The organism is Pseudomonas sp. CFBP 13711 (assembly GCF_014842265.1).
Taxonomy (GTDB): Bacteria; Pseudomonadota; Gammaproteobacteria; order Pseudomonadales; family Pseudomonadaceae; genus Aquipseudomonas.
This window is the reverse complement of the sequence record NZ_JACYVI010000003.1, coordinates 378,129-404,327: the sequence shown is the minus strand read 5'-3', so window position 1 is coordinate 404,327 and position 26,199 is coordinate 378,129. Positions and strand designations below refer to the sequence as shown.

Annotated in this window: 18 protein-coding genes and 1 pseudogene; 8 read left to right on the top strand and 11 right to left on the bottom strand. The window is 62.8% G+C overall.

The window, feature by feature from the left end:
* Window positions 1-38: 38 nt before the first annotated feature.
* Genes IFT47_RS08880 through IFT47_RS08870 form a run of 3 tightly spaced genes read right to left on the bottom strand, consistent with a single transcriptional unit; the run spans window position 39 to window position 3,923 of the window.
* A complete protein-coding gene (locus IFT47_RS08880) occupies window positions 39-1,256 on the bottom strand; it encodes a c-type cytochrome (RefSeq protein WP_192172321.1) in 1,218 nt (405 codons plus the stop codon).
* A 10-nt stretch (window positions 1,257-1,266) separates the two neighbouring features.
* Window positions 1,267-3,459 (bottom strand): xanthine dehydrogenase family protein molybdopterin-binding subunit, encoded by a 2,193-nt coding sequence (locus IFT47_RS08875; RefSeq protein ID WP_192172322.1) that lies wholly within the window; start codon window positions 3,457-3,459, stop codon window positions 1,267-1,269.
* A gap of 11 nt (window positions 3,460-3,470) precedes the next feature.
* Window positions 3,471-3,923: a (2Fe-2S)-binding protein gene (locus IFT47_RS08870; RefSeq protein WP_074893339.1), complete on the bottom strand. Its 453-nt coding sequence runs from the start codon at window positions 3,921-3,923 to the stop codon at window positions 3,471-3,473.
* Between the two features lie 518 nt (window positions 3,924-4,441).
* Between IFT47_RS08870 and IFT47_RS08865 the strand changes: the two genes are divergently transcribed.
* Window positions 4,442-4,714: a DUF2790 domain-containing protein gene (locus IFT47_RS08865; RefSeq protein WP_192172323.1), complete on the top strand. Its 273-nt coding sequence runs from the start codon at window positions 4,442-4,444 to the stop codon at window positions 4,712-4,714.
* A 170-nt stretch (window positions 4,715-4,884) separates the two neighbouring features.
* On the opposite strand, the gene IFT47_RS08860 is transcribed toward IFT47_RS08865, so the two are convergent.
* Entirely contained in the window at window positions 4,885-5,784 is a 900-nt protein-coding gene (locus tag IFT47_RS08860) for a LysR family transcriptional regulator (protein ID WP_192172324.1), read from the bottom strand.
* A gap of 117 nt (window positions 5,785-5,901) precedes the next feature.
* Here IFT47_RS08860 and IFT47_RS08855 point away from each other — a divergent pair, with 117 nt between their 5' ends.
* On the top strand, window positions 5,902-6,768 hold the full coding sequence (locus IFT47_RS08855; RefSeq protein ID WP_192172325.1) for an aldo/keto reductase family oxidoreductase: 867 nt from the start codon (window positions 5,902-5,904) through the stop codon (window positions 6,766-6,768).
* 487 nt (window positions 6,769-7,255) lie between these two features.
* Here the strand turns inward: IFT47_RS08855 and yghU are convergent, their stop codons facing one another.
* Together yghU and IFT47_RS08845 are read right to left on the bottom strand one after the other, a co-directional pair.
* Window positions 7,256-8,095 (bottom strand): glutathione-dependent disulfide-bond oxidoreductase, encoded by an 840-nt coding sequence (gene yghU / locus IFT47_RS08850; RefSeq protein WP_192172326.1) that lies wholly within the window; start codon window positions 8,093-8,095, stop codon window positions 7,256-7,258.
* 72 nt (window positions 8,096-8,167) lie between these two features.
* Window positions 8,168-9,880, bottom strand: a complete 1,713-nt coding sequence (locus tag IFT47_RS08845) for an amidase (RefSeq protein ID WP_192172327.1) — start codon at window positions 9,878-9,880, stop codon at window positions 8,168-8,170.
* 540 nt (window positions 9,881-10,420) lie between these two features.
* Between IFT47_RS08845 and IFT47_RS08840 the strand changes: the two genes are divergently transcribed.
* The gene (locus IFT47_RS08840; protein ID WP_192172328.1) at window positions 10,421-11,308 is read left to right on the top strand and encodes a DMT family transporter; all 888 of its coding nucleotides are present in this window, start codon (window positions 10,421-10,423) and stop codon (window positions 11,306-11,308) included.
* 18 nt (window positions 11,309-11,326) lie between these two features.
* Here IFT47_RS08840 and IFT47_RS08835 read toward each other — a convergent pair whose 3' ends face one another.
* Window positions 11,327-11,761: a GNAT family N-acetyltransferase gene (locus tag IFT47_RS08835; RefSeq protein ID WP_192172329.1), complete on the bottom strand. Its 435-nt coding sequence runs from the start codon at window positions 11,759-11,761 to the stop codon at window positions 11,327-11,329.
* A gap of 974 nt (window positions 11,762-12,735) precedes the next feature.
* Here IFT47_RS08835 and IFT47_RS08830 point away from each other — a divergent pair.
* From IFT47_RS08830 to IFT47_RS08820, 3 genes are read left to right on the top strand one after another with little or no spacing between them, the layout of a single operon-like run.
* On the top strand, window positions 12,736-13,467 hold the full coding sequence (locus IFT47_RS08830) for a GntR family transcriptional regulator (RefSeq protein ID WP_192172330.1): 732 nt from the start codon (window positions 12,736-12,738) through the stop codon (window positions 13,465-13,467).
* Window positions 13,430-14,851: an MFS transporter gene (locus tag IFT47_RS08825; RefSeq protein WP_274598099.1), complete on the top strand. Its 1,422-nt coding sequence runs from the start codon at window positions 13,430-13,432 to the stop codon at window positions 14,849-14,851. The genes IFT47_RS08830 and IFT47_RS08825 overlap by 38 nt, the downstream gene beginning before the upstream one ends.
* A gap of 55 nt (window positions 14,852-14,906) precedes the next feature.
* A complete protein-coding gene (locus IFT47_RS08820; RefSeq protein ID WP_192172332.1) occupies window positions 14,907-15,791 on the top strand; it encodes an amidohydrolase family protein in 885 nt (294 codons plus the stop codon).
* On the opposite strand, the gene IFT47_RS08815 is transcribed toward IFT47_RS08820, so the two are convergent.
* Window positions 15,792-16,253 carry an Hsp20 family protein gene (locus IFT47_RS08815; protein ID WP_192172333.1) on the bottom strand — a complete coding sequence of 154 codons (462 nt, stop codon included), beginning with the start codon at window positions 16,251-16,253 and terminating at the stop codon, window positions 15,792-15,794. It lies immediately after the preceding gene.
* 266 nt (window positions 16,254-16,519) lie between these two features.
* On the opposite strand from IFT47_RS08815, the gene katG reads away from it, so the two are divergent.
* Both katG and IFT47_RS08805 read left to right on the top strand, forming a co-directional pair.
* The gene (gene katG, locus IFT47_RS08810) at window positions 16,520-18,790 is read left to right on the top strand and encodes a catalase/peroxidase HPI (protein WP_192172334.1); all 2,271 of its coding nucleotides are present in this window, start codon (window positions 16,520-16,522) and stop codon (window positions 18,788-18,790) included.
* A 181-nt stretch (window positions 18,791-18,971) separates the two neighbouring features.
* A pseudogene (locus IFT47_RS08805) lies at window positions 18,972-19,427 on the top strand (REP-associated tyrosine transposase); the annotation flags it as partial.
* Window positions 19,428-20,310: 883 nt separating this feature from the next.
* Here the strand turns inward: IFT47_RS08805 and IFT47_RS08800 are convergent.
* Genes IFT47_RS08800 through IFT47_RS08790 form a run of 3 tightly spaced genes read right to left on the bottom strand, consistent with a single transcriptional unit; the run spans window position 20,311 to window position 26,090 of the window.
* Window positions 20,311-21,720, bottom strand: a complete 1,410-nt coding sequence (locus IFT47_RS08800) for an efflux transporter outer membrane subunit (protein WP_192172335.1) — start codon at window positions 21,718-21,720, stop codon at window positions 20,311-20,313.
* Window positions 21,704-22,870: an efflux RND transporter periplasmic adaptor subunit gene (locus tag IFT47_RS08795; RefSeq protein ID WP_192172336.1), complete on the bottom strand. Its 1,167-nt coding sequence runs from the start codon at window positions 22,868-22,870 to the stop codon at window positions 21,704-21,706. The genes IFT47_RS08800 and IFT47_RS08795 overlap by 17 nt, the downstream gene beginning before the upstream one ends.
* A complete protein-coding gene (locus IFT47_RS08790) occupies window positions 22,860-26,090 on the bottom strand; it encodes an efflux RND transporter permease subunit (RefSeq protein WP_192172337.1) in 3,231 nt (1,076 codons plus the stop codon). Before IFT47_RS08790 ends, IFT47_RS08795 begins: the two co-directional genes overlap by 11 nt.
* Window positions 26,091-26,199: the final 109 nt, after the last annotated feature.

The window sequence follows — 26,199 nt, the reverse complement described above, 5'->3', positions numbered from 1 at the left end:
GGCTGACTCAGAGGAGAATCAGCGGCGCCACCCCTCCATCAATGCAACGCGCTGGCGCGGTTTTTGGCGACGTCTTCGGCTTTGACCTCGCCGTCGCTCTGACCGAACCGACGCAGCACGAAGGTGCTTACGGCCGCCAGTTCAGCGTCGCTGTAACTGCGGGCGAAGTCAGGCATGCGCTGGTCGACCCGAGCAGCGGTTGGCGTGTGACCTTCCAGCAGCGTCGCCATCAGGTTACGGCCTTTGGGGTCGTTGACGGTTTTCAAACCGGCCAACCCACCCGCCGGTGATTGCCGCCCGCTGCCGTCGATCTGGTGACAGGCCACGCAGGTGTCGTTGAACAGCTTCTGGCCGAGCCCCTTTTGCAGCGCGGCGTCGTTCACCGCCATGGTTGGGCGGGGGATGCCTTCGCTTCTCGCCGGCGTGCTCTTGAGGTACACCGCGATGGCTTTCAGGTCCGCTGGATCAAGGTAGCGCAGGCTGTGCTCGACCGCGTCACCCATTGGCCCGCCCGCGCCGCCGAAACCGGCCGCGTAGCCCTTCGACAGGTAGCTGACGATGGCGTCTTCCGGCCAGGCGCCGATGCCGTATTTGGCGTCGGAACTGATGTTGTAGGCCATCCAGTTGCCCAGTTCCGCACCCGCCAGAGAGTTGCCGGTGCTCATCGCCTGGAAGATGTTGCGTGGGGTGTGGCATTCGCCGCAGTGGCCCGGGCCCTGCACCAGATACGCGCCGCGGTTCCATTCAGCCGATTGCTTGCTGTCCGGGACGAAGCGTTCGTTGCCGGCGAAAATCGCGTTCCAGAACATCATTCCCCAGCGCTGATTGAACGGGAACGAAATCTTGTTCTCAGGCGGCATTTGCTTCACCGGTTCGAGGCTGAACAGGTAGCCCTTGATCGCCAGGATGTCTTCCCGGGACATCAGCGTGTAGGAGGTGTAAGGGAAGGCCGGGTAGTAATGCTTGCCGTCCTTGCCCACGCCTTTTTGCAGGGCGTCGACGAATTCGTCGTCGGTCCAGTTGCCGATCCCGGTTTCTTTGTCCGGGGTGATGTTGGGGGAATACAGGCTGCCGAACGGCAATTTGAATTCCAGCCCGCCGGCGTACGGCTTGCCGCCCGGCACGACGTGGCAGGCCACGCAATCAGCGGCGCGGGTCAGGTATTCGCCCTTGCTCATCGCTGGGGTGTCGCTCGCGTAAACGGTGCTGGCCAGCAAACCGGCCACAAGTCCGAGCGCAGTGTTGAAAACGTTCATGACGCGCTCCTCAAACAGTGAAATAGCCAAAGCGGCTCAACGGCAAACGACGCTCACGCACACCGGTCGCGGCGTACACCGCATTGACCAGCGCGGCCGCAGCGGGCACGGCACCGGTTTCACCGACACCGCCAGGGGGCTCGACGCTGTCGACGATGTGCACCTCCACCGGCGGCGCGTCGCTCATGCGGATCTGCCGGTACTCGTGGAAGTTGGTCTGCTGCACTTGGCCTTTCTCGACAAGGATTTCGTTGAACAGCGCGGCCGACAGACCGAACAGCGTGCCGCCTTCCATCTGCGACGCTACAGAGGTCGGGTTGGTTGCGAAGCCGCAGTCGATGACCGTCACCAGCCGCTTGATGCGCAGGCCTTTGTCGCCTTGCTTCTCCAGCTCGACGATGGTCGCAACAAAGCTGCCGAACACCGCCGTCACCGCCACGCCACGGCCGGAACCGGCAGGCAGCGGCTTGTCCCACTCCACCAGTTGCGCCGCTTTGGTCAGCACTGCCTGGGCGCGGGGTTGCGACTGCATCAGCGCCAGGCGGTATTTCACCGGATCGACCTTGGCGTTGTGCGCCAACTCGTCGATGAAGCACTCGATGGCGTAGGTGCTGCGCAGCGGTCCGACGCCACGCCACCACGAGACCGGAATCACTTCCGGGTCGTGACGGATGTAGCGCACCTGCAGGTTGGGCAGGGTGTAGATCGGGTCCTTTGCCACTTCGACGGCATCGCCATCGACGCCGTCAGCCGGCAATGCGCCGATATAGGCCGCGACCACCGAGGCACCGGCGATGCGATGCTCCCAGCCCACCGGACGCAGGTCTTTGTCCAGCGCTGCATTGAGGCGGTCGACGTAATGCGGACGATAGCGGTCGTGGGTCATGTCCTCTTCTCGGCTCCAGATCAGCTTGATCGGGTAGCTCAACTGGCGCGCGATGTCCACGGCCTGGAAGATGAAGTCGGACTCCAGACGACGACCAAAACCGCCGCCGATCAACTGGTTGTGGATCACCACCTTTTCCACCGGCATGCCGCAGACTTTGGCGGCGCCCGCCTGGGCCATCCCCGGCGCCTGACAGCCGACCCACAACTCGCACGCGTCGGCGCGCACATGGGCGACGCAGGTCATCGGCTCCAGTGGGGAGTGAGACAGGAAGGGTTGTTCGTAGATCGCTTCGAAGCGGCTCGAGGCGTTTTTCAACGCCCCGGCGATGTCACCGGACTGGTGCGCGAACACACCGTCGCCAGCGCTCGCCTCGAACAGCGATTGGTCCAGCTGGGCCGAATCAAGACCGGCATGGGGGCCGAGGTCCCAGTCGATGTCCAGCGCCTTGAGCGCTTGCTGGCAGGACCAGAAGTTGCTCGCCGTCACCGCCACCGCGTTGTCCAGACGGACGATATCGCGCACGCCGGGGACCTTGCGCGCAGCGTCTTCATTCTTCACGCCGCGCAGCTTGCCGCCATGAACCGGGCAGGTGAGGGTGGACGCAATCAGCATCCCCGGCACTTGCAGGTCGATAGTGAATTTCGCCGTGCCGTTGACCTTATTCGGGGTGTCCAGTCGCTGAACCGGCTTGCCCAGCAGCTTGAATTCGCTGACGGCTTTGAGGGGGATCTCGGTCGGCAGCGGTAACTTAGCGGCAGCGTCGACCAGCTCGCCGTAACCGGCACTTTGGCCGTTCGGGCCGATGACCCGGCCGTTCTCGGCATGGCACTGGCTCGGCGCGACTTTCCAGCGCATGGCCGCGGCCTGGATCAGCACAATGCGCGCACCGGCGCCGGCCTTGCGCAGGGGCTCCCAGCTGTAGCGGGTGGAGGTCGAACCGCCGGTGGCCTGAAAGCTCAGCAGCGCGTCGGTGTACAGCGCTGCATTGGGCGGCGCCTCGGTGATGGTGATCTGGCTCAATGGCACTTCGAGCTCTTCGGCGACCATCATGGCAATGCCGGTCTGCACGCCCTGGCCCATTTCGATCTTCGGTGAAATCAGCGTGACGGCGCCGCTGTGGTCGATGCGCACGAAGGCGCCATAGCCTTGCTCGGCGTTGTCGCCCAGGCTGGCCCCCTTGACCAGATCAGCGGCGAAGCTGCGGGTGACTGACGCCGGCAGATAGGTGCCGATGACCAGCCCGCCCAGCAGCGCACTGCCTTTGAGCAGCCCGCGACGCGAGAGCATCGCGGCAGATGATTGTGATTCGGACATGATGACTTCCTTCAGGCCTGGCTGACGCTTTTGATGGCGGCGCGAATGCGGGTGTAGGTGGCGCAGCGGCAGAGGTTGCCCGACATGGCGTTGACGATCTGCTCGTCGTTGGCTTTGGGGTGTTCCTGCAGCAGCGCGACGGCGGACATGATCTGCCCCGACTGGCAGTAGCCGCATTGCACGACTTCATGGTCCAGCCAGGCTTTCTGTACCGCCTGACCTACGGCCTGCTCGCCCACCGCTTCGATGGTGGTGACCTTGCGGCCGGCGACGGCGCTCACCGGCAGTACGCATGAGCGCACGGCCTGGCCGTCCAGGTGCACGGTGCACACGCCGCATTGGGCAATGCCGCAACCGTATTTGGTGCCGGTCAGGCCCATCACGTCGCGCAGGACCCACAACAATGGCATGTCGTCGGCGACATCCAGGTCGTGCTCCTGGCCGTTAATCATCAATTTCTGCATCACAACCTCAGACGGTCATCACGGTTGACGCACTGCGCCACGAGCAGGCTCGTGAGGCGGCATCAAGGCTTCGGTTTGTTTTAAAAAAATAGCGCCGTGCCAGTGGCCAGCGCTTTATATAGGTCTGCTCGGACATTTTGGTTCGGGACGAGTCAGCGGGATGAATGGTAGTACGTTCATCATTGGAAATGTTTGATTGCGCTGAAAATATTTCCCGACAGGCAGTTTAATCACCCGCGACAACATGACGCGCACCGCCGTAGAGCAGTCCCTGCATCTGTCGCACTTAACGGGGGGGCTGCGCCAGTCTCACTCGATGTGTTGAAAGTTGTGAGTTAACAGAATACGCAAGGGTCTATTACGGAAATTGATCTAATTAACTCAAGCATCGATGACGGTGATGGGCCTTATCGATTTTAAGTATTTATCATCGGCGCCGATCACGAACAGAATGGCCCCAGAAGCAAACGACAAGCGCTTTGCTCCCTTACTACTTAATGAACTTCTGGAGAACGACCATGAAAGTATTAGCCTTCGCTGCTCTGTCCCTCGTCAGTGTATTTGCCGCTGCCGGCGAACTCCCGGCCACCGGCCAACAGCACTCGGTCCAGGTTGAACAATACAACCGCCACAAAGGTATCGACGTCGCGAAAGTGATCAGCATTAAAAACGCCCAGGACCCACAGAAAGTTGATGGTCCGGTGCAATCCACCATGGTTTATGTTGACCACGCCGGCGTGACCCACAGCCTTGACTACACCATCATGGGTTACGGTCGTCAAAATGGTTGATCGCCAGTGCCCTGGCGGCTTCAACTACAAACGCTATAAAAGAAACGCTGCATTGAATGCAGCGTTTTTTTTGCCTGATTATCTAGCTGCAACATCCTGCGGGCTAGTTCGACCGTGAACTTGCAGTTATTTATTTAAAATATCTGGTCAGTTCTGTGCACGGACAAGCATCACGCCATCCGCTGGATGAAGTCCAGGAAGGCTCTCAACGGTGATGGCACATAGCGCCGCCCCGGGTAATACAGAAACGGCCCGCTGAAGCTTGGCCACCAGGGTTCGAGCACCGGTTCCAGCGCGCCGCTGTCCAGATGGGGGCGCAACCAGTCTTCGAACAGCGAGACGATGCCCAGGCCGTCGATGGCGGTTTGCACGGCAAGGTCGACGGCGCCGCCGATCCGCACGGTCAACGGGCCGGTAGGGTCGACACGCACATTTTCGCCGTCCCGCTCGTATTCCCATAAAGGTATTGAACCGCTCGGAAATTTGCCCCGCAGGCAGCTGTGGTTGAGCAGATCCCTTGGATGTTCAGGGCGGCCCCGGGCATCGAGGTACGCCGGCGATGCGGCGGTCGCGAAACGCTGAACACGCGGGCCGATGGGCACGGCGATCATGTCCTGTTCAAGGCGATCGTCGTAGCGAATGCCCGCGTCACAGCCGGCGGCAATCATGTCGACGAAGCTTTCTTCAGTGACCACTTCCATCCGGATGTCCGGGTGCGCCTGCAGGAACGGGGTGATGATCTGCGGCAATATCAGGCGGGCGGCGCTGACGGGCACGTTGAGCCTGAGTGTGCCGGAAGGGCGGTCGCGGAAATCATTGACTACGTCCAGTGCCGATTCGACTTCGCCGAGTGCGGGGACAATCCGTTCCATCAGCCGCGCGCCGGCTTCGGTCGGGACGACGCTGCGGGTGGTGCGGTTGAGCAGGCGCACGCCCAGGCGAGACTCCATGCGTCGAACAGCATCGCTGAGGCTGGACGCCGACTTGCCACTCAGCCGTGCGCCTTCACGAAAACCGCCTGCGTTGACCACGGCCACGAAGGCCAGCAAATCCTGAATGTCTGTCGCCATTGTCCGCTCACTCGTACAGCCCGTGCCGATTGCACCTGATTATCAGCGCAGCGGTCAACGCCTATAGTCAGCCCACCACTTGAGCCATCCCACATTCTTGATCACGAGGCGTCACCCATGAGCCAGGCCAGCAAGGCAGGACACTTTTCATTCGGCGGTCGCACCGTCAACCGCATGGGTTACGGCGCCATGCAGCTGGCAGGGCCCGGCGTTTACGGACCGCCGAAAGATCACGCGGCTGCCATCGCCGTTCTGCGTGAAGCGGCTGATTCCGGCGTCAACCATATCGACACGGCCGACTTCTATGGTCCCCATGTCACCAACCGCCTGATCCGCGAGGCCCTGCATCCTTATGCCGACGAGCTGCTGATCGTCACCAAGGTTGGCGCCTCCCGAGGCACCGACGCTTCATGGAATCCCGCCAACAGCCCGGCGGAACTGGTGAGCGCGGTGCACGACAACCTGCGCAATCTCGGCGTGGAAGCGCTGCACGTGGTGAACTTCAGGGCGTGGGGCACCGGGCATTCGCCGGATGAAGCGTCGATAGCCGAGCAGTTCAGTGCGCTGGCTGAATTGCAGCGTCAGGGGCTGATTCAGCATCTGGGCCTGAGCAACGTCAGTGCGAAACAGGTTGCCGAGGCGCAGGGCATTGCCCAGGTGGTTTGCGTGCAGAACCATTACAACCTGGCCCACCGAGATGACGAGCAGCTGATCGCAGAACTCGGCAAGCAGGGCATCGCCTACGTGCCGTTCTTCCCGCTGGGCGGTTTCACGCCGTTGCAGTCCCAGACCCTGTCGGACGTCGCCACACGCCTCGACACCTCGCCAATGTGCGTGGCACTGGCATGGCTGCTGCAACGTGCGCCTAATCTGCTGCTGATTCCGGGCACCTCCTCGGTGGCGCATCTGCACGAAAACCTGACGGCCGCCGAGCTGGTGATCCCCCAGGACATGCTCGCCGAACTCGACGGGCAGGGCGCCTGAAGCTGTCTCGGCTTGCGCCGGCCCTACGTCTGGCGCATGGGGTGCCACTGGAGGAATGCATGCTTTCAGTGGGACTGGCTTTAGCCGGGAAGAGGCCGGTGTGAGCACCATCAATTTGCGGTATGACCCTCGACGTCTTCCCGGCTGAAGCCGGTCCCACATTTAGAACACGCGGTGCAGCTGGATGGATGCGGTGTTCTCGTGGGACCGGCTTTAGCCGGGAAGAGGCCGGTGTGAACACCAACAATTTTGCGGTGTGACGACCGACGCCTTCCCGGCTGAAGCCGGTCCTACATTTAGACCACGCGGTGCAACTGGATGGATGCGGTGTTCTCGTGGGACTGGCTTTAGCTGGGAAGAGGCCGGTGTGAGCACCAACAATTTTGCGGTGTGACGACCGACGCTTTCCCGGCTGAAGCCGGTCCTACAGGGATCCGTGTTGTGTCAGTGAGAGTGGAGAAATCCTCACTGACCGCCGGGAATTGCCTCAATCCAGATCCGACGCATCATGCCGTTCCGGCACTTGAGTGGCTTCATCGCCCCAGATCCGGTTGACGCGCATGCCGCGGATCACTGCCGGCCGTTGCGCAATGGTTTCGGCCCAGCGCTGCACGTGGGTGTATTCGTGGGCGGCGAGGAATTCAGCGGCGCCGTATACGGTGTTGCGCACCACTTGCCCGTACCACGACCACACGGCGATGTCGGCGATGGTGTAGCTGTCGCCGGCCAGATAAGCGCTTTCGCTGAGGCGCCGATTCAACACGTCCAACTGACGCTTGGCTTCCATGGTGAAGCGGTCGATCGCGTACTCAAACTTCTCCGGCGCGTACACATAAAAGTGCCCGAAGCCCCCACCCAGATACGGCGCAGCGCCCATCTGCCAGAACAGCCAGTTCAGGGTTTCGGTGCGGCCCGCCAGATCCTTGGGCAGCAACTCGCCAAACTTCTCCGCCAGATACAGCAGGATCGAACCGGACTCGAACACGCGAAGGTTGGGTTCGATGCTGCGATCCAGCAGTGCGGGGATTTTCGAATTGGGGTTGATTTCGACGAAGCCGCTGCCGAACTGATCACCCTCGTTGATACGGATCAGCCAGGCGTCGTACTCGGCGCCGCTGTGGCCGAGGGCAAGCAGCTCCTCAAGCAGAATCGTCACCTTGACGCCGTTGGGCGTGGCCAGTGAATACAGCTGCAGCGGGTGTTTGCCGACCGGCAGGGCCTTTTCATGGGTCGGCCCGGCCGTCGGGCGGTTGATGCTGGCGAACTGGCCGCCGGAGGGCGCTTCGTGTTTCCACACGGTAGGCGGGACATAAGGTGCCTTGCTCATTGAACACTTCTCCTGAGGGTCAGTTTTAGCGGGAAGGATCGAGGCGCGCTGGCCCCGACCCTTTAACACTGTTTATCGAGCAGAAGACAACGGCGGCGTGCGCGGCGGAATCTGGCGCTTGCTGCCGATGGATTCGAACGCCGAAGCGAAGCGCAGCAGGGCGGAATCGTCGTAAGCGCGGCCGGCGAAGGTCAGGCCCACGGGCATGCCAATGTCGGCCATCACGCCCATCGGCACCGTGACGGTGGGCACGCCGAGGTGGCGGATCGCGAGGTTGCCGTTGGCGACCCAGACGCCGTTGCTCCAGGCGATGTCCGCCGAGGCCGGGTTGACGTCAGCATTCGCCGGGGCCACGTCGGCCACGGTCGGGAACAGCACCGCGTCCAGCCCGAGCCGCTGCATCCAGTCTTCGAGGTCAATGCGGCGGGTATGTTCCAGCCCGCGCAGGCCGTCCGGCAAGGTGTCGATCTGGTCCCACGGCGTGATGCCGCGTTGGGCCATCTTCACGTACTCGTCCATGCCGGCAGCGAGATCGCCCTCGCGGTTGGGCAGAGTGCCGGGGTCGTGGGGGAAAATCAGCGGTCCGTTGACGTCGGCCAGGGGGTTCAGTTTCGGGTCGCCGTTGGCTTGTAGAAAGTCATCGAACGCCCAGGCGGTGAGGTCCCACAATTCGTGGTGCAAAAATTCCTTGGAAACGATACCGCGGTTGTACACCGTCGGCGCGCCGGGACGATCGCCCTCGCAGTTGGAGACCAGCGGGAAATCCACTTCGATGACTTCGGCGCCCTGGGCTTCGAGTGCCTGGCGCGCCTGTTCCCACAGGTCGATCACCGAGGCGCGGGTGATGATGCGCTGGCCGGTGGGGCCGCCAATGCCGGGTGCTTCGCAGGTACCGGCTTCAGGGTCGGCGTTGATGTACATGCGCGGCACACCGAAGCGTTTGCCGGCCAGAGTCTGCGGGCTGGCGGCGAGGTCGGCGTAGGACGCCGGGCGCACCGAGTCGACCGAGGGAATCGGCACCCACGGCTGCAAGCGCCACAGGTCGCCGCGGGTGTCGGGGTCTTCGGCGACCACCACGTCCAGCACTTCGAGCAGGTCGGCCATGGTTCGGGCGAAGGGCACGACCACGTCCATGGTCGGCGTCAGCGGCCAGTTGCCGCGCACCGAAATCACCCCGCGTGACGGCGTGTAGGCGCACAGGCCGTTGTTCGAGGCAGGGCCGCGGCCGCTCGACCAGGTTTCTTCGGCCAGCCCGAATGCCGCGAAACTCGCGGCCGTTGCAGTGCCGGCGCCGTTGGATGACCCGGACGCAAACGGCGCCGTCAGGAAATCCTCGTTATAAGGGCTTTCAGCGCGGCCATAGACGCCGCGCTGCATGCCGCCATTGGCCATCGGCGGCATGTTGGTCTTGCCCAGACAGATCGCGCCGGCCCCACGCAACCGCTCGATGGTGAACGCATCACGGTGAGCGACCAGTTCGGCAAACGCCGGGCTGCCCGATGCGGCCGTGAGGCCTTTGACCAGATAGCTGTCTTTGGCGGTGTAGGGAATGCCGTCGAGGGGGCCGAGGGTTTCGCCTCGCGCGCGACGGTCATCGGAAGCTTGCGCTTCGTCGAGGGCCTGGGGATTGCGCACGACCACGGCGTTGAGCGCGGTGGCGGTGTCGGTGCCGTCATAGGCGTCGATTCTGGCGAGGTACGCCTGGACCAGTTCGACGGCGGTGGTCTGGCCCGCTTCAAGGGCTGCGCGCAACTGCGCGATGGAGACTTCGGTGACTTCGATCATGACTGCGACGACCGTGAGCCGGGGAGTAGAGGGCAGGATGTCTGAACAAGAATGGGCATATCGCTTCCCGTTGCGCGGCAGGGCCGGGCTGGTTTGAAACCGACTGAGACGTGGGTGGGCAACGCGGCTCAGTTCGGCGGGCGTATTCGTGTGGCGCACATTATGCCTCCGCCATGCCTTTGTCGCGAGGCTTGCGCAGGTGCTCTTAATGCGGAGCGTCAGAGGCCGCCGCCCACGCGGTATAGCGAAAGGCTTACACGCTGTGGAGCAATGTCGCCCTGTACAGCGAAGCGCCACTAGCGCAACCTTGGATCCATCAACCGAGGCGCTGGATGTGCTTCGCAGGTCATGGATGATCCACCTTTTGCCGGGACGGCTACTGACAGGATGTTGGAATGGTGTTGATAGAAAAGAACCCGCTCAGGCGGGTTTTTTATTGCCCGCGATAAAGTGCCGGCGCCGCTTGGGCAAGCTGCGCGGGCGCCTGGGCCGAGTTCTGTGGTTAACTCCTGCGCATCATTTTCTGTGGCAGGTTTTGCAATGACCCCCCATCACGGCGCGCACCGGCAAGTCATCGGCATGTGGTTGATGGCAGGCGTGGCGCTGACGTTCGCCAGTCATGACGCGATTTCCAAGACGCTGATCTATTCCCTGCCGGTGATCTTCGTCGCGTGGGCCCGCTACCTGGTTCACTCGACGCTGGTGACCACCGTGCTGCTGCGCAACGGCGGCGCAAACGTCTTCCACACCCGGCGGCCCTGGCTGCATCTGCTGCGCGCGGTGGTCCTGCTCGCCGACAGCCTGTCTTTCCTGTTCGGCCTGACCCACGTCCCCATCGCCGAATCCACGGCGCTGGTCTTCCTGGCCCCTGCTTTTGTAACGATCCTGTCGCCGCTGATCTTCGGCATCAAGGCGGATCGCTGGCAGTGGCTGTCGGTGGTGCTGGGCTTCATCGGCGTGCTGGTGATCATCAACCCGGCGAGCGACGCCTTCTCGCTGTGGATGCTGTTTCCCCTCGCGACCGCGCTGTTCTTCGCGCTGTACCAATTGCTCACGCAACTGGCGGGGGAGACCGACAGCCCGTCGGTGTGCAGCTTCTACGTTGGCGTGTTCTGCACCCTGATCCTCAGCGCCATCGTGCCGTTTTACTGGGCCGAACCTGACTGGTTGCAGATGGGGTTGCTGCTGGTGCTGGGCGGTCTGGGGCTGTGCGCGCATTTTTTGATGGCCAAGTCCTATCGTTACGCGTCCTCCTCCGTGCTCGCACCGTTGGGTTACCTGCAAATCATCTTCGCGGTGGCTTACGGGGTTCTGCTGTTCGGCAACTTCCCGGCCACCGCCTCGCTGTTTGGCATCGGACTTATCCTCCTCAGCGGCCTGATGGTTTACGCCAGACGCCAACCCGTGGCGCCTGTCAGTCAGGTCTGATCAGGGCCTATCTGAGTGTCAGGCGTTTTCATTGCCCGGACGGGTGAAGGAAAAACGGTGGATATCAACCCGTAATTGCCAGCCCTGGTTCGCCCAATAGGTCGCTGCGGCCGGGTTGGTCTTGAGCACGTCGATATGGCATTTGTGAATGCCTTCCGCCTCCAGACTGACCAGACACCGCTCCACCAACGCCTTTCCGGTTCCCTGCCGCCGATACTCAGGCAGCACCAGCAAATGCTGCAGATACCCGCGCCGGCCATCATGGCCCGACATCACACACCCGCAGATGAGTGAACCGTCCTCCGCCACAAAACTCAGTCCGGGGTTGCGCAGCAGATACCGCTCGGTGGACTCGCGGGAGTCCGCGTCACGCAAGGAAATACCCGGCGTGTCGCGCATGAGTTGGGTGATGGCGTCGTAATCGTCCAGGGTCATGGGGCGGATGGTGGGCATGGTTGGCGCCTAAGTGGAGAGAGGGCAGGGAGCGTAGCAGCGCGATTGGTGGGGTGTCATGTCAGCCGCAAGGTGACGCGGAGCGTCATGGGATGCATTCCCACGCGGAGCCTGGGAACGATCGGACATCTTGTGACGCTCATGCCGGCCTCTTCCCGGCTGAAGCCGGTCCCACTAACAGCACGCGGTGTTTAGTAGGACCGGCTTCAGCCGGGAAGCTTTTGATCTTCGTACGCAAAAAGCTCAAGCACCGCAGAACGCGACTTGGGTGCAGGCCGAACGCAGACGACGCGGAGTGGGCCGAGCGGCATGGATGCCGCGAGAGCGCCGTCAGGACATGGATGTCCGTTCGGCGCGCGCCCACGGAGCGTCGTCGGAGTGAGGGAACCCTGACGAAGGAAGGGCCCAACCAGGAGCACAAGCCCTTGGTTACTTGGGGCTTTATCAAGTAACTCGCCGAAGGCGAAACGATCTGCCGTTAGGCAGATGCTCTTGATCTAGCCATCTGACACCACCCATCTGATCCGTATTTATAAGCCTTACCTGAATCTGTACTGAAACAGCCGCAACCCCCAAGATCACTTCACTCCCGGCAGACCGATCGAGCCCGACCGGTCCCCATCACCCGGCTCGAAACCCCTAGTACTTCATACTTGCGTAGGAGAACCCCATGGCCAAGCTCGCCATCTTCCTGTTCGGCTTTCTCGCCCTGACCCTCATGATCGGCGCCCTCGCCACAATCTCCCCGACCTGATCCCGACCTGACCCCCCCGCGCTCCCCGCAACCTGACGGCAGACACACGCTCTGCCGTTTCCGCGTTCCCCTGAGAAACGTGAAACCTCAAACGCCCAAACGCCCAAACGCCATTCATCCGCCAACCCCTATCCCCACCCTTGACGCTTATTTGTAACGGGACAATACTCGACACAGATTCATATAGATGACTACATAACTACAACAGCGAAGCGCCTCCATGAACCGACTTTCCAGCGATGTCCGCTTGCCGCTCTACCAACGCCTGCGAGACCAACTCGCCGAACAGATCGCCAACAACCGCTGGCGCCCGGGCGAAGCTATTCCCACCGAAGCCGCGCTGTCCAGCGAGTACTGCCTGTCCACCGGCACCGTGCGCAAGGCCATCGACATGCTGGTCAACGAAAACATTCTCGAACGCCAACAGGGCCGCGGCACCTTCATTCGCCGGCCGCAGTTCCAGTCCTCGCTGTTCCGCTTCTTCCGCTTTCAAAGCGTCTCCGGCGAACGCCAGGTGCCTGAAAGCCGCATCCTCTCCATCGAAGCCGTCACCGCGCCCTCGGCCGTTTCTCACGCCCTCGGTCTGCCGCTGGACGCGCCGGTGATTCGCCTGATCCGCCTGCGTCTGCTCGACGCTCAGCCCGTGCTCGCCGAAGAAATCTGGTTGCCTCAGGTGCAGTTTCAGACCCTGCTGGAAATCGACCTCAGCCGCCAGGGCCCGCTGCTCTATCCGATCTACGAAGAGCAATGCGGCCAGGTCGTGGCCTACGCCGAAGAAACCCTGACCGCCGAAGCCATCAACGACACCCACGCCCGCTTGCTGCAAGTGCCGGTCAACAGCCCGGTGGTGGTGATCGAGCGTCTGGCGCGCAACTACGCCGGACAACCGCTGGAATGGCGCCGTTCGCGCGGCCATGCCAGCCACTTCCGCTACAGTGTCGACATCCGCTGAAGCGCCGCTGAGAAATCCGAATTCTGCACCCAAGCCCGTCACTCAGAACGGGCTCTACAGCACCTGCTGCTTCACACTTATAAGGACAAAAACCATGTTCAACTGGTATCGCCACGTCACTCCTCGGGAGCGCAAAACGTTCTGGGCCTGCTTCGGCGGATGGTCGCTGGACGCCCTGGAAGTTCAGATGTTCGGCCTGGCGATCCCGGCGCTAATCGCCGCCTTCGCGTTGACCAAGGGTGACGCCGGCCTGATCAGTGGCGTGACGCTGATCACCTCGGCCCTCGGCGGCTGGGTCGGTGGCACGCTGTCCGACCGCTACGGCCGGGTGCGCACGCTGCAGTGGATGATCCTCTGGTTCTCGTTTTTCACCTTTCTGTCGGCGTTCGTCACCGGCTTCAGCTCGCTGCTGATCGTCAAGGGGCTGCAGGGTTTCGGCATCGGTGGCGAGTGGGCCGCAGGCGCGGTGTTGATGGCCGAAACTATCAACCCGAAATACCGTGGCAAGGTCATGGGCACCGTGCAGAGCGCGTGGGCGGTGGGCTGGGGCCTGGCCGTCGGTGTGTTTACCTTGATCTATTCGTTCGTGCCTCAAGACATGGCCTGGCGGGTGATGTTTCTGGTAGGCCTGCTGCCGTCGCTGCTGATCATCTGGGTGCGCCGCAACGTCGAGGAGCCGGACAGCTTTCAGCGCCTGCAAAAAGACAACGCCATCCCGCAGAGCTTCTTCAAATCCCTGGCCGGCATCTTCCGCCCGGAACTGATCCGCGTGACGCTGCTCGGCGGCTTGCTCGGCCTCGGCGCCCACGGCGGTTATCACGCGGTGATGACCTGGCTGCCGACGTTCCTGAAAACCGAACGCAATCTGTCGGTGCTCAACTCCGGCGGTTACCTGGCAGTCATCATCGTGGCCTTCTGGTGCGGCTGCATTGCCAGCGGCTTTCTCATCGACCGCATCGGCCGCCGACTGAACATCGTGCTGTTCGCCCTGTGCTGTGTCGTCACTGTGCAGTGCTATGTGTTCCTGCCGCTGACGAACACACAAATGCTGTTCCTCGGTTTCCCGCTGGGCTTCTTCGCCGCCGGCATTCCGGCCAGCCTTGGCGCGCTGTTCAACGAGCTGTATCCGGCTGACGTGCGCGGGGCAGGGGTGGGCTTTTGCTACAACTTCGGCCGTGTGCTGTCCTCGGTCTTCCCGTTCCTGGTGGGCCACATGAGCGAATCGATGTCGCTGGGTTCCGCCATCGGCATCGACGCCGGGATCGCCTATGGCGTCGCCGTGATTGCCGCGTTGTGCCTGCCGGAAACCCGCGGTCGCAGCCTGGAAGCCAGCCCTACTGCCGGCGCCGTCGCAGACACTCGCAGCGAAACCGCTCGCGCCTGATTTCCCCTTCCGCGCGGCGCCTGTTGCGTCGCGCATTTTTTGATAGATGAGATCCATGTCCGACCTCTTTTCCGTCTCCCCCGCGTCGATCCTTGGCATCGACGGCCACGCACACGTCTTCAGCAGGGAGCTGGACCTGACATCGGCACGACGCTATTCACCCGAATACGACGCCACGCTGGCGATGTACCGAGATCAACTTCACCAGCACGGCCTGAGCCATGGCGTGCTGGTGCAACCGAGTTTCCTCGGGACCGATAACCGTTACTTGCTCGACGCCCTTCAACAGGCGCCGGATCAACTGCGTGGCGTGGTGGTGGTCGACCGCGACATTAGCCGTGCCGCGTTGGACGAGATGGACCGGCTGGGCGTCGTTGGCGTGCGTCTGAACCTGATGGCCAAGGCGCTGCCGGACTTTTCCGAACCGCAGTGGCAGGTGTTCTTCGGGCACATCGCCGTGCTCGACTGGCATGTAGAAGTGCACCGCCACGTCGCCGATATGCCTGCGCTGCTGGCCGGGCTGATGCCGTTCGGCATGAAGATCGTGATTGATCACTTTGGTCGGCCCGACGCCCGCCTGGGCCTCAATCAACCGGGCTTTCCCCAGATGCTGGAGCTGGGCCGGAGCGGGCAACTGTGGATGAAAGTCTCGGGCATTTACCGGCTGGAGGGCAGCGCGCAAGAGAACCTCGATTTCGCCCGTGCCGCGCTGTCGTTGCTGGTCGACGCTTTCGGTCAGCAGCGGCTGGTCTGGGGCAGTGATTGGCCCCATACCCAGCATGAAAACAGTGTCAGCTATAGCTCTGTGGTCGAGCAGCTGCAGGCGCTGGGCTGCTCCGCGCCATTGATGCGCTCGTTGCTCATCGACGCACCTCAGGTGCTGTTTGATTTCCCGACGACCGAGGCCTTCCGGCTGACGCCGCGCGTATCTCTCCGTTGATCAGGGCCGGCTGATGTGCGGCCGGTCGGGATCGTCCCCGGGGCTGTGAATGCTGATCCGGCGGGCCTTGGCCCCTTGGGGTTCGACCCGCAGCAGGAAGACGATCAGCAAACCATTCTTGAAGGTCGCGCCCTGTACCTCGATGTGATCGGCCAGATGGAAGACCAGCCGGAACGGCCCATGGGCGATGCCCTGGTGCAGGTACGTCACGCCGCCATCGGTGTGGGCTTCAGCCCCGCAAACGGTGAGCACGTTTCTTTCCAGGGTCAGGTCAAGGTCAGCAGCGGCAAGCCCGGCTGTGGCGATCACGATTCGGTAATGATCGGTGCCGTATCGTTCGACGTTGTGAGGGGGGCCGCTGGCGTTTATTTCGCTGTGCAAGGCAGATTCAAAAAAATCGTTGAAGCGATCAAAGCCCACTGATTGCCGGAACAATGGGGCCAGTGAAGCGGTGGTGGCCATGCCTGAATCTCCTGGAGATTGCCACGGTGATCAAGACGCCGGTCGACGCCGGCTCTGCACTTGATGCTGTTGTTAGAGTTGAGCTCAAGCGCCAGAAAATACAAGCACCTCCGTTAAATACTCCGCCAACAGAACCACTCTATCGTCGCCCAAACATTTGCCTATTAGACGGCTGGCCTGAGTCGTCTAGTCTTGTGCGAGTGCTAGCCTGGGCTGTCTCGCTGATGGCCGAAAAAGTAAAAAGTAAACAAGAAGGTGAATAGACCATGTCGACCGAATCGAAATGTCCGATCAACCACGCAGCCGGGGGCGGAACCACAAACCGTGACTGGTGGCCGAACCAGCTGAACCTCAAGATCCTGCACCAGCACTCGCCATTGACTGACCCGATGGGCGAGGGCTTCGACTACGCCAAAGAATTCAAGAGCCTCGATTTCGCAGCGGTCAAACGCGACCTGCTGGAAGTGATGACTCAATCCCAGGAGTGGTGGCCGGCCGACTTCGGTCACTACGGTCCGCTGTTCATTCGCATGGCCTGGCACAGCGCCGGGACCTACCGCACCGCTGACGGCCGTGGCGGCGCAGGGGCCGGGCAGCAGCGCTTCGCACCGCTCAACAGCTGGCCGGACAACGTCAACCTCGACAAGGCGCGCCGGCTGATCTGGCCAGTGAAGCAAAAGTACGGCAGCAAGATTTCCTGGGCGGACCTGATCGTGCTCACCGGCAACGTCGCGCTGGAATCCATGGGCTTCAAGACCTTCGGTTTTTCCGGTGGGCGTGCCGATGTCTGGGAACCGGACGAAGCTGTTTACTGGGGCGCTGAAACCACTTGGCTGGGCGGTGAAGACCGTTACGGCGCTCACAAGGACATGCAGCAGCCGGGCGAGGGCACGCTGGTTGCCGAACCCGAGCACCACAGCGAAGAACAGACCCGCACCGCCAACGGCGAGCGCAATCTCGAAAACCCATTGGCCGCCGTGCAGATGGGCTTGATCTATGTAAACCCGGAAGGGCCGGAAGGTGTGCCTGATCCGGCGGCCTCGGCTCGAGACATCCGCGAGACCTTCGGCCGTATGGCCATGAACGACGAAGAAACCGTCGCCCTGATCGCTGGCGGCCACGCCTTCGGCAAGACCCACGGTGCCGGTCCCGCTGACAACGTCGGCCCTGAACCGGAAGCTGCAGGCCTTGAAGCACAAGGGCTGGGCTGGCGCAGCACCTATGGCTCCGGCAAGGCCGGCGATGCCATCACAAGCGGGCTTGAAGTGACCTGGACCTCCACCCCAACCCAGTGGAGCAACGAGTACCTGGAAAACCTGTTCGGCTTCGAGTGGGAGCTGACCAAGAGCCCGGCCGGCGCCCATCAGTGGAGACCGAAGAATGGCGAGGGCGCGGGCAAAATCCCCCATGCCTTCGACCCTGCCAAACGCCAGGAACCGCGCATGCTGACGTCCGATCTGGCGCTGCGCGTGGACCCTGCCTACGAGCAGGTCTCCCGACGCTTCCTGGAAAACCCTGACCAATTGGCCGATGCCTTCGCCCGCGCCTGGTTCAAGTTGACCCACCGGGACATGGGCCCGCTCGCCCGTTACCTCGGCCCGGAAATGCCAGGGGAAGAGCTGCTGTGGCAGGACCCGATTCCCGAGGTCAACCACCCGCTGGTGGACGCCAATGATGTAGCTGCGCTGAAGGAAAAAATCCTGGCGTCCGGGCTGTCGGTCTCGCAGCTGGTCGGCACGGCCTGGGCGGCGGCGTCCACCTTCCGTGGTTCCGACAAACGCGGCGGCGCCAACGGCGGTCGTCTGCGTCTGGCCCCGCAGAAAGACTGGGCGGTCAACCAACCGGCCAATCTGGCGGGCGTGCTGCAAACCCTGGAGCGCGTCCGCGACGAATTCAACGGCGCCCAGTCCGGCGGCAAGCAGATTTCGCTGGCTGATTTGATCGTTCTCGGCGGCAGCGCAGGTATCGAACAGGCGGCAAAAAAAGACGGCCACCACGTCACAGTGCCGTTCACCCCGGGCCGCATGGACGCTTCCCAGGAACAGACCGACGTCGAGTCGTTCGGCTTCCTTGAACCCATCGCCGACGGTTTCCGCAATTACCTCAAGGGCCATTACCGCGTCTCGGCAGAGAAGCTGCTGGTCGACAAGGCGCAGTTGCTGAACCTGACGGCACCGCAGATGACCGTCCTGATCGGCGGCTTGCGCGTTCTGGATATCAATGCCGGGCACAGCCAGCACGGCGTCCTGACCGAAAGACCGGGCACGCTGAGCAACGACTTCTTCAAAAACCTTTTGGACATGGGCGTCGAATGGAAAGGCGTGTCGGGCGGCGACCAGCTGTTCGAAGCCCGCGACCGCAACACCGGCGCCGTCAAATGGACCGGCACCCGGGTCGACCTGGTGTTCAGTTCACACGCTCAATTGCGGGCCGTGGCGGAGGTCTACGCCAGTGCTGACGGGGAAGAGAGGTTCATCCAGGACTTCGTCGCCGCGTGGACCAAAGTGATGGAGCTGGACCGCTTTGATCTTGCCTGAGGTGCGTGCTTCATAGCCCTCGACCTGTAAGACCCAACGCCTCCCTTGTGGAGGCGTTGTTGTTTGCGCGGCCGGGTGCATCCGCGTTGGATGAACAGGACATAGCGTGAAATACACCCTCAAAGGCATGGCTCATGAAGCGGCTACCGTGGTTTGTGCATCCACAGTCGAGGTAGTCAGCATGGTCACGAAAGCGCGTTCGCGCAGCTTGCGCATAGGGCGGTATTCCGAAATGGGGAGGATCTATCTGGTTACCTCCCGGCTTGACCGTATGAGAGATGATTTTAGTGATTGGCGGGTGGGTCGGCTGCTCGTAAAGGAAATGAGAGAGGTGCACGAGTGCGGATTTGCAAAAACGCTGGCGTGGGTTGTGATGCCTGACCATTTTCACTGGTTAGTGAAGCTTCATCATGGCTCGCTTGCGGGCATTGTTCAGCGAGTCAAGTCGAAGACCGCCATTGCAGTGAACAGGGTCACCGGCCATCAGGGGCGACTGTGGCAGCCTGGATATCACGATGCAGCCGCACGCCATGAGGATGATCTGATTCACTTCGCCCGCTATATCGTGGCCAATCCTCTCCGGGCCGGGTTAGTCAGCCGGGTCGGAGATTATCCACTATGGGACTCCATTGGATTGCCAGGTTCAGGGGTGGAGTTCGGAGAGTCCGGGAGTGAGTTTCTTAAGCTTTTATTAGGAATCAACAATGATCTGCCTGAGTCATTGCCCATCAATGAGTCTTCGTGAACAAGGTGGGCCGCCACCCCGGTCACTCCCACAGGTCCCCCGAACTGGCCGAAATATCGAGCCGAACCACCATCCCGTGGGAGTCGAGCTTGCTCGCGAAGGCTTACTTTCAGCCGGCAGAGTAAGTGGCTGAATGTTCCGGCCCCTTCGTGAGCAAGCTCACTCCCACAAGTTTTGCAGCAACCTGAGATTCCGATGCGCACCACCATCCCGTGGGAGTCGAGCTTGCTCGCGAAGACTGACTTTCAGGCCCAAAGAAGGTGACTGAATGCCCCGGCCCCTTCGTGAGCAAGCTCACTCCCACAAGTTTTGCAGCAACCTGAGATTCCGAGGCGCACCACCATCCCGTGGGAGTCGAGCTTGCTCGCGAAGACTTACTTTCAGTCACCAGAAAAAGTGGCTGAATGTCCAGGCCCCTTCGTGAGCAAGCTCACTCCCACAGGTCCCCCGAACTGGCCGAAATATCGAGCCGAACCACCATCCCGTGGGAGTCGAGCTTGCTCGCGAAGACTGACTTTCAGGCCCAAAGAAGGTGGCTCAATGTACTGGCCTCTTCGTGAGCAAGCTCACTCCCACAAGTTTTGCAGCAACCTGAGATTCCGAGGCGAACCACCATCCCGTGGGAGTCGAGCTTGCTGGCGAAGGCTCACTTTCAGCCACCAGAGGAAGCGGCCGAATGCCCAGGCTTCTTGGTGAACAAGGCGAAGCCAACCCCGGTCACTCCCACGTGTCCCGGGATCTTTCAGCGGGAAGATCAGCGCCGGCGCCGACAAACTCACCCGCTTTTCCACCCCCCACCCAACGCCGCCATCAGTCCGACACTGGCCTGCAATCTGCTGGTCTCAACCACCTGCAAACGCCGTTGTGCCTGAAGCACTGCGGTCTGCGCGGTCACCACGTCCAGATAGCTCGCGGCCCCGGCCTGGTAGCTGCTCATCGCCATCTGTTCGGCGTTTTGTGCGGCGTCGACGGCCGCGTGCTGGTCCTCGGATTCGCGCTGCAGATCGCGCAACTGACCCAGATTGTCTTCCACCTCGCGCACCGCTTTGAGCACCTGGCTGTGGTACTGCGCGGCGGCTTCTTCGAATTCGGCCTTGGCTTGCCGCTCGTTGGCGCTGCGGCGGCCGCCGTCGAAAATCGGCAGGTCGACCAGCGGCCCCAGCGCCCAGTAACGATTGGCTGCCGCCAGCAGATTGCCGCTGCCCTGGGTTTGCCCGCCGAGCAGGCCAGTCAGGCTGAAGTCCGGGTACCACGCCGCTTTCGCCACGCCGATGTTGGCGTTGGCGGCGAACACGCGGCGCTCTGCGGCGGCGACGTCGGGGCGTTGTTGCAACAGGCTGCCGGGCAAGGCGTGGGGGATGCCGGGCAGTTTCAGCGCTTGCGCGTTCTGGGCCAGATGAACGTCTCCGGGCATCGCGCCCACCAGTTCGGCGATGGCGTGTTCGCCGAGGTCGCGCTGGGCGTTGACGTCATCGAGTTGCGCACGGGCTTCGGCGAGCTGGCTTTGCGCACGGGTCAGGTCCAGTGCCGACGCGATCTTGCCCTCGTAGCGATCGCGGGTCAGTTGCAGGGCCTGGGTGTAATCGTCCAGCGAGGTCTGCAGGATGCGGCTCTGCGCGTCCAGCCCGCGCACCTGCACATACAGCGTCGCCAACTGGCGCTGCAGGCTCAGGCGCGCGACCGCCAGATCGTCCGCCGAGGCTTGGGCCTGGGCGTCGCCGGCCGCCACCTGGTTGCGGATCTTGCCCCACAGGTCCGGATCGAAATTCAGGCTGAACCCGGCGGTGTCACTGTTGTAGATCGAGGGCTGCGTGCCGCTGCGCAGTGGCCGTCGATCCGACTGCCGCTGACGAACCGGGCTCAGGCTGGCGTTGACCTGAGGCATCAGGCCCGCGTGCAACTGACCCGCATACGCCAGCGCGGCGTCGTAATGCGCCAGCGCGGCCGTCAAATCCGGGTTGGCATGGAGCAGCCGTTGTTGCAGGTCATCCAGTTGCGCGTCCTCGAACGCTTTCCACCATTGAGCTTGCACCGTATCGGCAGGCTGCGCCGGGTGCCAGGGGCCGGCGTCCTCGGCGAAATGCGCGGGCAGTTGAACCGCCGGCGCCTGATAAACCGGTGCGAGCGAACAGCCCTGCAGCGTCACGGCGATGGCCAGCGCCAGCGCTTCAAGCCTTGTGCGCATGGTCACCTCCGGCGTCGGCCAGTTGCACGGCATCGTTCTCCCGCAGCGCATCGGGCGGGTTATCGATGACGTGATCGGCCGGTTTGAGGCCTTGATCGATAATCAGCCGGTCCCCCAGATCCATCGCGATGTGGATGTCGCGCAGGTGCACATGGCCGGCGCCATCGAGGGTGGCAACCTGAGTGCCTTTGGCGCGGAAGATCAGCGCGCTGGCCGGAATGCTCAGCCCGCCGCTGGCGCTGTTTACCGGCAGCGTGGCGTCGGCGTAGTCGCCGGGCATCAGCGCGCCGTCCGGGTTGTCAGCGATGAACTGGGCCAGCAGGGTGCCGGAACGCGGATCCACCGCCGTGGAATCCCCGAGCAACGTGGCGGTGTAGGTCTGCCCCGGATGCTCGGGCACGCTCAGTTGCACCCGCATGCCGGGGCGGACCACGCTGGCGTAGTTCTGCGGGATCGGCACGTACAGCCGCACGCGATGGGTGTCGGCGAGGCTGAACAGCGGGCGAGCGCCGCCGTCATCGGCTTTGATTAACTGACCGATGTCGGTGTTGCGCGCGGTCACGGTCCCACTGAATGGCGCGCGAATGGTCTTGTATTCCTCCAGCGCCACGATCCGTTGATAGTCGGCGTCTGCCGCCTGCACATCGGCATTGGCAGCCGTGGCGGTGGAGACTTTTTCATCCACTTCCTGTTGCGACACCGAGTGGGTGGTCAGCAGGTGCTGCCAGCGTGCCGCCGTGGTCTGGGCAATGCGCGCGTTGGCGTGTTGCTGGGCCAGACGCGCCCGCGCCTGAGCCAGTTGCTGGTCGAGCTCGGGGCTGTCGATGTGGGCCAGTACCTGACCGGCCTGCACATGGCTACCGATGTCGGCGTCCCAGTCTTTCAGGTAACCGCTGACCCGCGCGTTGATCGCCGCATTGCTCCAGGCCTCGAGGCGCGCGGGCAGGCGCAAGGTGTTGCCTTGGGCGCTTTGGGTCGGCACGACAACGCTGACAACGGGCACCGATTGCCGCTCGGTCCAGGCGTCGACGGCGTGTGCCTCGCGGGTGCGTGCGGCGAGGCCATTGGCGACCAGCAGCGCCGCCAGGGTCAGGCCGCCAATGCCGAGCAACATCAGGCGCTTGCGCGAAGGGGCGTGTTCAGACGACATGGGGTGTTTCTCCATCAAGGGCATTCGCAGGCAAGGGTGTTGAGTGGCGGTGGACGAGGCTGAAGACCACCGGCACGAACAGCAGGGTCGCGGTGGTGGCGAGGATCAGGCCGCCGATCACCGCACGGCCGAGCGGCGCGTTCTGTTCCTGGGAAATCGCCAGCGGTAGCATGCCGATGATCATCGCCAGCGCGGTCATGCACACCGGGCGGAAGCGCGTGTAGCCAGCCTCCATTGCGGCGAGCAGGGCATCGCCGTGTTCGGCCAGACGCTCGCGGCAGAAACTCACCACCAGAATCGAGTTGGCCGTGGCCACGCCCATGCAGAGGATCGCCCCGGTCAGCGCCGGGACCGACAGCGACGTGCCGCTGAGGAACAGCATCCAGACAATGCCGGCCAGCGCGGCGGGGAGGGCGGTGATGATCACGAACGGGTCGATCCACGATTGAAAGTTGACCACGATCAGCAAGTAGATCAGCACCACGGCGCCAAGCAGCCCCAGGCTCAGGCCGCTGAAGGCTTCATGCAACGCGTCGATCTGGCCGTGCAGGCTGACCGTCGCGCCTTTGGGCCGCAGGTGCGCGGTGTCGTCGATGACCTTCTGGATGTCCGCCGCCACTCCGCCGAGGTCGCGGCCCTGCACGTTGGCGAACAGGTCCAGGGTCGGCTGAATGTTGTAGTGGGTGACCACCGCCGGGCTGTCGACGCGGCTGATGGTCGCCAGGCCGCCGAGGATCTGCGACTGCCCGTTGCTGCCGGTAATCGGCAGGGCTTCGAGGCTCGGCAGGCTGTCGAGACGGTACTGCGGCGTCGCCGCGACCACTGAATAGGAGACGCCGTTTTTCGGGTTCAGCCAGTACGTCGGCGCCACCTGGGAGGTGCCGGCCAGGGAAGCGCCGAGGCTGGTGGTCACGTCTTTTTCGGTGATCCCCAGTTGCTTGGCGCGCAGCCGATCAACGTTCACCTGCAACGACGGGTAACCGGTGGATTGCTGGATGCGCAGGTCGGCGATGCCCGGCACATGCTGCAAACGGCGCTGCAGTTCCAGTGCGTAGGCGCGGTTGGCGTCGCCGTTGGGGCCGGAGATTTTCAGGTCCAGCGGCGCGGGTGCGCCGAAGTTGAGGATCTGGCTGCTGATGTCGGCGGGCATGAAGGCGAACTGGCTGCCGGGGAAGCTTTGCGGCAGGGCTTCGCGCAGACGTTTGACGTAATCGGCGGTTGGCGCGTGATCGGCCTTGAGGGTGACCTGAATGTCGCCATCCTGCGGCCCGATGGTGCCGCTGCTGCTGTAGGCCATGTCGATGCCGCTCAGGGGGATGCCGATGTTGTCGATCACCGTGTCCAGTTCATCGGCCGGGATGATCTCGCGGATGCGCTGCTCGATGCGGTCGAACGCCGCCGCGCTTTCCTCGATGCGCGTGCCCAGCGGCAGGCGCACGTGCATCGACAGCGCGCCGGCGTCGGTGGCGGGGAAGAAGTCTTCGCCCAGGCTCGGCAGCAGCGCAAAACTGGCGAGCACGCAGGCGAGAAAGCCCATGAGGAATGACTTGCGCCGCTTCAGCGCCAGGCCCAGCAGGCCGTGGTAGGTGTCGCGGATCGCTGAGAAACGTGCCTCGAAACCCTGCTGAAAGGTCAGCGCGCTACGCAGGATCAGGTTGCGCTGCCGACCATGCTGATCACCTTCGTGGTGATTGATGAACGGGTCTTCCGGGTGATGGCCCGGGCCGGCTTCCAGCACGTGGGTTTTGAGCAGAAACATCGCCAGGGTCGGCACCAGGGTGCGCGACAGCAGGAACGAGCTGGCCATGGCGAAGATCACCGCCAGCGCCATGGGCCGGAACAAATAACCGGCGATCCCTTGCAGCATGAACATCGGCACGAAGACGATGCAGATGCACAGCAGCGACACGAACGCGGGGCCGACGATCTGCCGCGCGCCATCCATGATCGCGTCCTTCACCGCCTTGCCCTGTTCCAGGTGCCAGTTGATGTTCTCGATGGTTACCGTTGCGTCGTCCACCAGGATCCCCACGGCCAGCGCCAAGCCGCCGAGGGTCATCACGTTCAAGGTTTGTCCGGTCACGGAAAGCAGCGCGATGGCCGAGAGCACGGCCAGGGGAATCGACGCCGCGATAATCAGCGTCGAGCGCCAACTGCCGAGGAACAGCAGGATCATCACGCTGGTCAGCAAGGCGGCAATGATGCCTTCGCGGGCCACACTCCCCACCGACGCTTTGACGAACACCGAGGCGTCGCCCAGCAGCGAGGTTTTCAGCGCTGGCGGCAGCGTCTCGTTGATCAGCGGCAGCATGTTGCGGATGTTGTCGACGATGGACAGGGTCGAGATATTGCCGTTCTTCAGCGCCGGCATCAGCACGGCGCGACGGCCGTCAACGCGCACGATGTTGGTCTGCGGCGGCGAACCGTCGCGCACGTGGGCCACCTGGCCGATGGTGATCAGCGCGCCGTCGACGGTCTTGATCGGCAGGTCATTGAGTTCGTCGATGGCCTTGGGGCTGTTGTTGAGCAGCACGGTGTATTCGTCGCCGCCCATCTTCGCCGTGCCCACCGGAATGATCTGGTTGCCGGCGGCCAACGCGTTGCCGACGTCTTGCGCGGACAGGCCTTTGGCGGCCAGCGCCTGCGGGTCGAGGTCCAGGGTGATCTGCCGCTGCTTGCCGCCCATGGGCGTCGGCATCGCCAGCCCCGGCACCGCACTCAGCGGCAGGCGGACGCTGTTCTGCACCAGGTCGCGAATCTTCGCTTCCGACAGCGTCGGGCTGGAAAAGGCCATCTGCAGGATCGGCACGGTCGAGGCGCTGTAGTTGAGGATCAGCGGCGGTGTGATGCCCGCCGGCATTTGCTTGAGCACGGTCTGTGAGACCGCGGTCACTTGCGCGTTGGCGGTGCGGATATCCACGCCCGGCTGGAAGAAAATCTTGACGATGCCCATGCCGGGCAGCGACTGCGACTCGATGTGTTCGATGTCGTTGACCGTGGTGCTCAGCGAGCGCTCGTAGGTGTAGATCACCCGACCGGCCATGGCATCCGGCGACAGCCCGGCGTATTGCCAGACCACCGCGACCACCGGAATGCCGATGTCCGGAAACACATCAGTGGGCGTTTTGACGGCCGCCATCGGCCCGACAATACAGATGAAAATCGCCAGCACGATAAACGTGTACGGCTTTAGCAATGCAGTCCTGACCAGCCCGAGCATGCCGGAAACCTCCCATTTCGAATGGGCGCAGTGTTGGTGGACGTACCTAACACGCGGCTTTCAGCCAGATGAACAAAACGTTAGTGCGGCGAGCAGGTTGCTTTCATGC